Genomic DNA, 7733 nt, shown 5'->3' on the forward strand with positions numbered 1-7733 from the left:
ATCGGCAAGGGCGAAGGCATCGGCGAACGTGGTCTTCTCGCTGGCTACCCGGAACAGGTTCTGGTTCGGGATGATCAAGAGGGTGTCGACTGTCTTGAGCAACTCCTCGATGCCGGTTTCGGCAGAGCGCATGCGGCGCTGGCCCTCGAAGTAGAATGGCTTGGTGACCACGCCGATCGTGAGAATGCCGAGCTCGCGCGCGGTCCTGGCGACGACGGGGGCAGCCCCGGTGCCGGTACCGCCGCCCATGCCGGCCGTGACGAACACCATGTGTGCGCCGGTCAATTGATCGCGGATCGTATCGATGGCCTCTTCGGCTGCGGCGCGTCCCAGTTCGGGCTGCGAGCCGGCGCCAAGGCCTGCAGTCACCTTCGTGCCCAGCTGGATGAGGCGCTTGGCCTTCGACATGGCAAGCGCCTGCGCGTCGGTATTGGCGACGACGAACTCGACCCCCTGCAGCCCGGCCGTAATCATGTTGTTGACGGCATTGCCGCCGGCGCCGCCGACCCCGAACACGACGATGCGCGCCCTCATTTCGTGAAGATCGGTGATGCCAGCCATTGTTCCCTCGCGTTGGTCCGGCAAGCCGGGGATTAAAAGAAAGTATCGCGTGCTACCTGAAAGCTGCGCGGTCTGCTGCCACGATGGCCGCCGCCAGATGTCCCAATCGAAGCGCGGCCCGTCCCGCGGTCGAGCCGCTGGCACGGCGACCGGTCCGTAAGTCCGCCACTTCATCTTCCAATTGTGCCGCCCACGCATTGGCTGCCGTCGTCTCGGCAGCCGCCTGCAGCAGCTCGACGGCGAGGCGATCGGCGCGCTCGCGCTCGCGCTCGAAATCCGCTTTGTAGCCGGCTGCCTTTGCTTCGAGCCGCGCGATCTCCGCCTTGAATGCCTCGCTCTTGAATGCCTCGATCTTTGCCATGGAGGCGGCGATGGGGTCCGCCTGGCGGCCAATTCGCGGGCGCGGCCTATAGCGGAGTTCGGAGAAATCGACGCCTACCCGGGCCTTGCGATCATCCGAACGCGAGCGCGGCAACCGGCGCCGCCTGGCAAGCGAACGAGCGGCCTCGCGCGAGACGTTGAGGCGGGCGCCTAGCTCGGCATACGTCAACAACTCAACGGACATCGGCTGTCATCCTGGAATGAACCGGGAGGCATTTCGGGCTGATGATGGCTGGACGATGACTTGAGGCTAGGCTGCGTTGGTTAATGGACGGTTAACGCGGGGGCGGGCCCCGGCACCGGATTGAGGTTGGCCTGCCAGCGGTGCCATGTCCTCGGCGCGTGACCATGCCGAGGCGGGGCGAGGTTAAGGCAGCACCGTGTGTCGGCTCTCGTCATGGCCGGGCTTGCCGGAACCGCGAGCGCGATGCCTGGCGTCTATTTCTTCTTCGCGGGGCCGAAGTCCGGTTGCCAGGCGGCCTCCTTGCGGCTCGGCGCCGCGGCGATCACCTTGGCCTTTTCCTTCTTCGGTTTCTTGGCTTCGCGATTGCTGCGTTGCTGACCCTTTGCCATGTCGTCCTCCCGTGGTGTGTCGAGTAGCGGAACGATCACCGAGGTCGATGCCGTCAAGAAAATGCGGTGATGCGAAAGCCTACGCTCCTGACTTGCGGATAGCGAGCGCTAAGACGCTGCTGCTGCGCAGCGGCGTTCCGGCGCGGGCCTCGCCTGAGAAAAGCGGTGGCTATTGACGCTGAACGGGCGCACTGTCCGAAACAAGCGGCGGTTGGGGCCATCTCGCGAAAGGCAGGCTTACATGACCATCCGCTCGCGGCGGGAGACCGTCACCTTCAACCATCCGTTCCACATCCGCGGCCTCGCACGGCAATTGCCGCCGGGCGCCTATGAGGTCGTCACCAACGAGGAGACGATCGAGGGCCTGTCCTTCTCCGTCTGGCGCCGCATCGCCACCATGATCGTCGTGCCGGCGGAAGGCGCCCGCGGCGGCGCGGTGGAGATGGTGTCGATCGGCTCGGTCGACCTTGCGGACGCGCAGCGCATCGATGCCAGCGCCTCTGGTAAGGTGCCCGGCGATGTCTGACGAGCCGGTCGATCTCGACGAGCATCGCGGCATGGCCGCCCGCAAGGCGACCGGCCTGCGCCGCGCGTTGGCGGAGGTGGAAAACAATCTGCGGGAGCTGCGCGAGCGCGAGGCCGTGCTGGAGAACCAGCTCTTGACCGTTCCCGCCGCGTCGTGGCCGGAGGCGGCGGCGAAGGCGCGCTACGTGCTCAATCTCTACGCCGCGAGCCTCCCGGCGGAGGACACGCGGCACCGCGCGCTGGTGGCGGCGCTGCTCGACGATTTTGCCCGGCTCGGCGGGGAGGGCTGAGGCGATCCTGGCGGTGCGCCATGCCGGCGCTCCGTGCGGACGCGCGGGCCTGCAACGCGTTTCTCGTTCACAGGATTCGTGTTTACGAGGAGTAAGGCCCATGACGCTCACGAGCGGCCGCTATATCGGCCACGAATACGACAGGATGATCGTGCTGTTCTCGATGCACGACGGCGCGAAGGAGATTCCCTGCGCGATCTCCACCTCCGCGATGGACTATCTCGAGCGCGGCCCGCAGGCCCGCCCCGAGCAGCGCGAAGCGCAGTTCCTGCGCCTGCGCGACCGCATCGAAGCCCGCGCCGCCGGCAAATATCGCGCGACGGAGTTCGAAGGCACGCCCCCGGGCATCGTGCTGCGGAGCATCGACTTTACGAGCTAGGCCAGGATGAGCTTTGGTTGAATCGGTGCAAGCCGTCCCGGACGCTCTTCGTTATTGCCGAGGCCGCAGCTTCTTGAATTTCGCACTGATTGTTTCGAAAAGGGATTCGAACCGGGCTTGGCTCTCGGCTCAAAGAACGGAAGCCGGTTCTTTCACCATTCGAGACATGAATTCGCGGGCTGGCCGGGTCTTGTTGAATTCAAGCTGTGCAGCCGCAAATGCCTCTTCATATCGTTTAACAATCCTTGGAATTTTGGGATTGAGCGAGAGAGCTTTGCCTTTTAGTTCTGAAGCGTACGTCTCTTGAACAAGAGCGCTGTACATGGAAGGGTCGAGCAAATCTTCAATGTCTGCTTCACTAGGAGTAGAAGACGCGAATGCTTCGGTTACAAAAGTGATGGCAGTCTCGCGAACGAGTCTGCTTTTCACTAAGTCGGTCTTCGTCTCTCGTCCCGCCCGATCATCGTCGAGGAGTACCAGCACTCATAGCTCTTCTGCGGCCAGCAGGGCGGCCATGTAGGACACTCGTCCGGCGCCTCCTACCGGCATAAGCGTAAGCTCCGCCGGTAAAGTTCGTCGCCCACTGGTAGCGAAATGGGCGTTGATTGATGAGAGGATCCAAAGTCTGTAATGCCTCCACAATGAGATTGTAGTTTCCAATGAACAGGGTTTGTGAAAGGTGATAACCCAGCGCTGCTTGAAGCGGAAACAGCGTTTTGGAATCGCCGGTGGGCGTGTTTGGTTACCGTGGTGCCGGACGAGGGTTGAATATTTACAGTTCTGACGATCTTGATGGCGTCGGCCGGTACCATGAACGGCGAATGTGTAGTGTAGATGATTTGATTTTTGTAGTCTTCCCGGAGATGCTTAAGCAGATCTCCTTGTGATTTGGCATGCAGATAGAGGCCTGGTTCGTCCAAGAGTAGAATTGCTCCATCAGCATTTCCTCCTCTCGTATCAGCCGAAAACGTAATGAAGAACGCGAAGAACCATCGAAAGCCGCGGCTTCTCTCGTCTAAGTTTACTTCGACGGGATATTCAGCATGTGGGTCGGAGACCAAAATATCGAGGTGGGGTCCGTCTAAATTGAATCGCACCATCAAAGTTTGATCTTTCCACAGCCTCCTGATTTCCGCAGTTACAAGCGAGCCAGCTCTGTTTAGAATTTGAGCTCGTTCCTCGTGTTCGTTGCGAATATTGTTGAGGCGCGCTGGATCGAAGTCAGCAACTCTCGCCAATTTCTCGAAGTTATTTTCTCTCTCGATGAGAGACGGATCGTGTCCCCGCCGTTGCGTAAAAGTGTCGAGGTCCTGGTGGCCATTCAACTCGGGGAATTCGGAAACATAAACAAAGATCGGTAGCCATCCCTCGATGAGTTTCTTCGCTTTGTCGAGCGCGGCATCGAAACCCGAGACGCCTCTGGCTTGTTCCTCGATATCCGCTAGAATCTCGTCCTCAGCATCGCCCAAAACTATGCCGGCGCTACCAAGTGAGAACGAAGAGTTGTTGATGCGGCCGGGAGCGTGACGGCCCATGCTTTCATATCATGGGCCTCGGAAGTCGCCGCATCGAAGGCGTTCCAAGCGCTTTCGGCATTTGTCTTGTGTGGAACGTCGAGCGTGTCGATTTTCGGACCTAAAACGGGTCTCAGTTTGCGTGACGCCGCGGCGGTCTTCTTAAGATCGAGCACGGGCACCTTCACATCTATGTTGACCCTAATGGCAAGGTCGTAGCCCCGCCCGATCTCCACTTCTGAAAGCCTCGGCGAGCCAGGCAATAGTCTCGCTAGCTCAGCACTCTCGCTCTTTGAGAGCTTCCACGTACTAGACACGACCGGAGTGTCCGCCTTGCACTCCTCTAGCCGGCGCCCCCGTGGAAAATCCTTTATCGCGGAGAGAGCCGCACGCCCGCCAGGTGGCTTCAAAGTGGCAAGCGCCAGAATTAGATTGGATTTGCCGCTCTCGTTGCGGCCTACGAGCGACGTGATCTTGTCAATTGCAATTTCGCCGCTGTCATTGATCGAACGAAAGTTCGTTATACGAAACTTGGTAAGCTCCATCGGCCTCCCCCTGCAACCAGAAAGCTACCATAACTTGGATTCGCTACTGGAGAAGCAGCTTGCAACTTTGGAACGAGGAGACAGCCGGTTTTTCCATCCAGATGCGCTTGCGCCGCAAAACAAAAACGGCCGGATCTTTCGACCCGGCCGTCACTCAAACTCAACGCTTCCTAAGCTACGCCACGCGACGCTTACGCGTGCCCCCGGCCCAGCTCGTAGATCTCTTAGCTCGCCTTCTTCTCAGGCTGAGCGCCGCCGACCTTCTTCTCGATCTGGCGCTTCAATTCCAGCGCGCGCGGGGAGAGGTCGCCGGCGCGGGCCTTGACGAGGTAGGCATCCAGGCCGCCGTTGTGGTCGACGCTCTTCAGCGCATTGGTGGAGACGCGCAGGCGCACGTTGCGCTCGAGGGCTTCGCTGATGAACGTCACGTTGACGAGGTTCGGCAGGAAGCGGCGCTTGGTCTTGATGTTGGAGTGGCTGACCTTGTGGCCGACGAGGGGGCCCTTGGCCGTCAGTTCGCAGCGGCGAGACATGTTAAAAACCCTTTCCGTTCCCCCAACGATTTGCGGCGGCCATTCGGGGCGCCACGGGGGTGCAAATTTTCTGTCCTTGCAGGGAGCGGGCGGACGTATAGGGGGGAAGGGGCAAGACGTCAAGTTTTTGGCCGCGCTTTCGACCCAGCCACCGGCGTCATCGCCCGGCTCGACCGGGCGATCCAGTATTCCAGAGGCGGTTGTGATTCAACCGAGAGGCCGCGGCGTACTGGATGCCCCGGTCAAGCCGGGGCATGACGGCGGAACAAGGGGCGGGAGAGGTGACCGAGTACGCGGCCCCGCTCACGAAAACGGCAATGATTGAAATGCCTTACCATCACATAAAGGGCGTAATCGGAGCGGAAAGAGAGGCCGGTTCCAAGCGGCCGGGCGCGGATTGCCCGACCCCTGACATTGTTTGCCGCCGGTTTTGGCTTAAGTACGGGACTGGCGGTATCATCGGATTGCAGCTGAACGTGATCATGCCTCTGTCTTTCTCGCCCCGGCCGCGTGCCTGCGGCTGGCTGGCCCTGACGGTCCTTTGCGGCCTCGGCTGGGATATGGCGCCGGCTTCCGCGCAAGGGCGGCTCGAGGCGCAGTATGAGGCGACGCTGTCGGGCATTCCGGTCGGCCGCGGCGCCTGGACCATCGACATCCAGGACGACATGTTCTCGGCTGCCGCTTCCGGCGGCACCATCGGCATTTTGAAATCCTTCACCGGCGGGTCCGGCACCGGCGCCTCGCAGGGCCGCGTCGTCAACGGCGCGCTGGTTGCGACCGGCTACCAGGCCTCCACCACCACCTCGAAGAAGACCGAGGACATCCGCATCGTCCTCGACAAGGGCAATGTGAAGGAGTTCGGCATCGCGCCGGAGCCGCCGGTCGACCCTGATCGTATCGTCGTCACCGAGGCGCACCGCCGCGGGGTCTGGGATCCGATGACGGCTTCGCTGCTGCGCGTGCCCGGCACCGGTGACCCGTTGTCGCCGGAGGCCTGCCACACCGGCGCCCCCGTGTTCGACGGCCGCATGCGCTATGACTTGAAACTCGATTTCAAGCGCATGGAGAGCGTGAAGGCGGAGAAGGGCTATCGCGGCCCGGTCGTGGTCTGCGCGCTGTATTTCGTGCCGGTCGCCGGTTACATCCCGGATCGTCCCGTCATCAAATACCTTGCCGCCCAGCGCAACATCGAGATCGCGTTTGCGCCGGTTGCGGGAACCCGCATCCTGGTGCCGTTCTGGGTGAAGATCCCGACGCCGCTCGGGCCGGCCATGCTGGAAGCCACCAGCTTCATCACCGTCCCCCAGCCGCCCAAGGTCGCGAAGACGCAGTAGGCGTCCCGTAGATGGGGTAACGGGCTCCCGAGAGGCGTTCCTGCCCCGCAAGCCGCGCTCGCTACGGCGCTGTTTGGTGCGCGCGTCGCGCGGCTTGGTTGGAAAGGCAAGCGGTCGTCCCTCACATTGATGGTGTAGCGGAGTCAGGGCCTAAGCCTCGCTCCAAGCATCGAGGAGAGACGACCATGGACTATTATGCCGGAATCGACGTGTCATTGGAATGCTCCAGCATGTGCGTTGTCGATGCGAACGGCAAGATCGTTCGGGAGGCCAAGGTGGCGAGCGAACCGGAGGCGCTGATCGACTGGTTCCGTTCGCTTGGGTTCGGTCTTGCCAGGATCGGACTGGAGGCAGGACCGCTGTCGCAGTGGCTTTACGCGGCGATGAAGCAGGCAGGGCTTGCGGTCGAGCTTCTGGAGACGCGCCACGCGAGCGACGCCTTCAAGGCGATGCCGGTGAAGTCGGATCGCAATGATGCCCGCAACATCGCGCAATTGATGCGGCTCGGCTGGTTCCGGCCGGTGCATTGTAAGTCGATGAGTGCACAGGAGATCCGCGCGATGTTGACGGCGCGCAAGCTGATCCAGGCCAAGCTTCAGGACGTCGAGAACAGCTTGCGCGGGATCTTGCGTGGCTTCGGGCTGAAGGTCGGCAAGACGACGAAGCGCAGTTTTGCAACCCGGATTGGCGAGCTGGTGGCCGGCCATCCGGCCCTCGAGGCGATCGCCGCAGCAACACTCGCGGTTCACATGATTCTGCTGCGCGAGTTCAACGGCTTTGAGAAGCGGGTCCGGGCGATGTCTCTCTTGGATGCCAAGGCTCGGCTGTTGATGTCGACGCCGGCCGTGGGACCGATCATTTCGCTGACTTATGCCAGCGCCATCGATGATCCCACCCGCTTCACCTCGTCGAAGCGAGCGGGCCCACTCTTCGGATTGACACCGAAGAAGCACCAGTCAGGCGAGACCGACTACTCCGGCCGCATCAGCAAAAATGGCGACGCTTCCGTGCGCGAGGCGCTCTATGAGGCCGCCCACATCATCCTGACCAAGCCGATCAAGGGCTGTGCGCAGCTCAAGAGCTGGGCGATGCGGATCG

General features: G+C 61.7%; 12 protein-coding genes. 5 read left to right on the forward strand and 7 right to left on the reverse strand.

The window, feature by feature from the left end:
• From Q2941_RS49640 to Q2941_RS49650, 3 genes are all read right to left on the reverse strand, one after another.
• A partial coding sequence (locus Q2941_RS49640; protein ID WP_458197254.1) for a cell division protein FtsZ occupies window positions 1-561 on the reverse strand: 561 nt, incomplete at its 3' end.
• 52 nt (window positions 562-613) lie between these two features.
• On the reverse strand, window positions 614-1126 hold the full coding sequence (locus Q2941_RS49645; RefSeq protein WP_458197255.1) for a hypothetical protein: 513 nt from the start codon (window positions 1124-1126) through the stop codon (window positions 614-616).
• 254 nt (window positions 1127-1380) lie between these two features.
• A complete protein-coding gene (locus tag Q2941_RS49650; protein ID WP_035662860.1) occupies window positions 1381-1572 on the reverse strand; it encodes a hypothetical protein in 192 nt (63 codons plus the stop codon).
• A 184-nt stretch (window positions 1573-1756) separates the two neighbouring features.
• Here Q2941_RS49650 and Q2941_RS49655 point away from each other — a divergent pair, with 184 nt between their 5' ends.
• From Q2941_RS49655 to Q2941_RS49665, 3 genes are all read left to right on the forward strand, one after another.
• Window positions 1757-2041: a hypothetical protein gene (locus Q2941_RS49655; protein ID WP_027524094.1), complete on the forward strand. Its 285-nt coding sequence runs from the start codon at window positions 1757-1759 to the stop codon at window positions 2039-2041.
• The gene (locus tag Q2941_RS49660) at window positions 2034-2330 is read left to right on the forward strand and encodes a hypothetical protein (protein WP_027524095.1); all 297 of its coding nucleotides are present in this window, start codon (window positions 2034-2036) and stop codon (window positions 2328-2330) included. Before Q2941_RS49655 ends, Q2941_RS49660 begins: the two co-directional genes overlap by 8 nt.
• Window positions 2331-2430: 100 nt before the next feature.
• Window positions 2431-2709 (forward strand): DUF1488 family protein, encoded by a 279-nt coding sequence (locus Q2941_RS49665; RefSeq protein ID WP_027524096.1) that lies wholly within the window; start codon window positions 2431-2433, stop codon window positions 2707-2709.
• Window positions 2710-2838: 129 nt separating this feature from the next.
• On the opposite strand, the gene Q2941_RS49670 is transcribed toward Q2941_RS49665, so the two are convergent.
• The 4 genes from Q2941_RS49670 to rpmB all read right to left on the reverse strand — a co-directional run bounded on the left by Q2941_RS49670 (window position 2839) and on the right by rpmB (window position 5301).
• Window positions 2839-3192, reverse strand: a complete 354-nt coding sequence (locus tag Q2941_RS49670) for a hypothetical protein (RefSeq protein WP_458197256.1) — start codon at window positions 3190-3192, stop codon at window positions 2839-2841.
• A gap of 56 nt (window positions 3193-3248) precedes the next feature.
• Window positions 3249-4244: an ATP-dependent nuclease gene (locus Q2941_RS49675; RefSeq protein ID WP_458197257.1), complete on the reverse strand. Its 996-nt coding sequence runs from the start codon at window positions 4242-4244 to the stop codon at window positions 3249-3251.
• On the reverse strand, window positions 4181-4768 hold the full coding sequence (locus Q2941_RS49680; RefSeq protein ID WP_254109892.1) for an AAA family ATPase: 588 nt from the start codon (window positions 4766-4768) through the stop codon (window positions 4181-4183). The genes Q2941_RS49675 and Q2941_RS49680 overlap by 64 nt, the downstream gene beginning before the upstream one ends.
• Window positions 4769-4992: 224 nt before the next feature.
• On the reverse strand, window positions 4993-5301 hold the full coding sequence (gene rpmB, locus Q2941_RS49685; RefSeq protein ID WP_027524097.1) for a 50S ribosomal protein L28: 309 nt from the start codon (window positions 5299-5301) through the stop codon (window positions 4993-4995).
• A 482-nt stretch (window positions 5302-5783) separates the two neighbouring features.
• Here rpmB and Q2941_RS49690 point away from each other — a divergent pair, with 482 nt between their 5' ends.
• On the forward strand, window positions 5784-6635 hold the full coding sequence (locus tag Q2941_RS49690) for a DUF3108 domain-containing protein (protein WP_458197258.1): 852 nt from the start codon (window positions 5784-5786) through the stop codon (window positions 6633-6635).
• A 185-nt stretch (window positions 6636-6820) separates the two neighbouring features.
• The coding region (locus tag Q2941_RS49695; protein ID WP_458197259.1) for an IS110 family RNA-guided transposase at window positions 6821-7733 on the forward strand (913 nt) is incomplete at its 3' end.

Source organism: Bradyrhizobium sp. UFLA05-153 (genome assembly GCF_054185185.1).

Excerpts from the sequence above, each read along its gene's own strand:
- Q2941_RS49680 (WP_254109892.1), bottom strand. The coding sequence starts at position 4,768 with ATGGAGCTTACCAAGTTTCGTATAACGAACTTTCGTTCGATCAATGAC.
- Q2941_RS49655 (WP_027524094.1), top strand. The coding sequence starts at position 1,757 with ATGACCATCCGCTCGCGGCGGGAGACCGTCACCTTCAACCATCCGTTC.
- Q2941_RS49665 (WP_027524096.1), top strand. The coding sequence starts at position 2,431 with ATGACGCTCACGAGCGGCCGCTATATCGGCCACGAATACGACAGGATG.
- rpmB (WP_027524097.1), bottom strand. The coding sequence starts at position 5,301 with ATGTCTCGCCGCTGCGAACTGACGGCCAAGGGCCCCCTCGTCGGCCAC.
- Q2941_RS49675 (WP_458197257.1), bottom strand. The coding sequence starts at position 4,244 with ATGGGCCGTCACGCTCCCGGCCGCATCAACAACTCTTCGTTCTCACTT.
- Q2941_RS49660 (WP_027524095.1), top strand. The coding sequence starts at position 2,034 with ATGTCTGACGAGCCGGTCGATCTCGACGAGCATCGCGGCATGGCCGCC.
- Q2941_RS49645 (WP_458197255.1), bottom strand. The coding sequence starts at position 1,126 with ATGTCCGTTGAGTTGTTGACGTATGCCGAGCTAGGCGCCCGCCTCAAC.
- Q2941_RS49690 (WP_458197258.1), top strand. The coding sequence starts at position 5,784 with ATGCCTCTGTCTTTCTCGCCCCGGCCGCGTGCCTGCGGCTGGCTGGCC.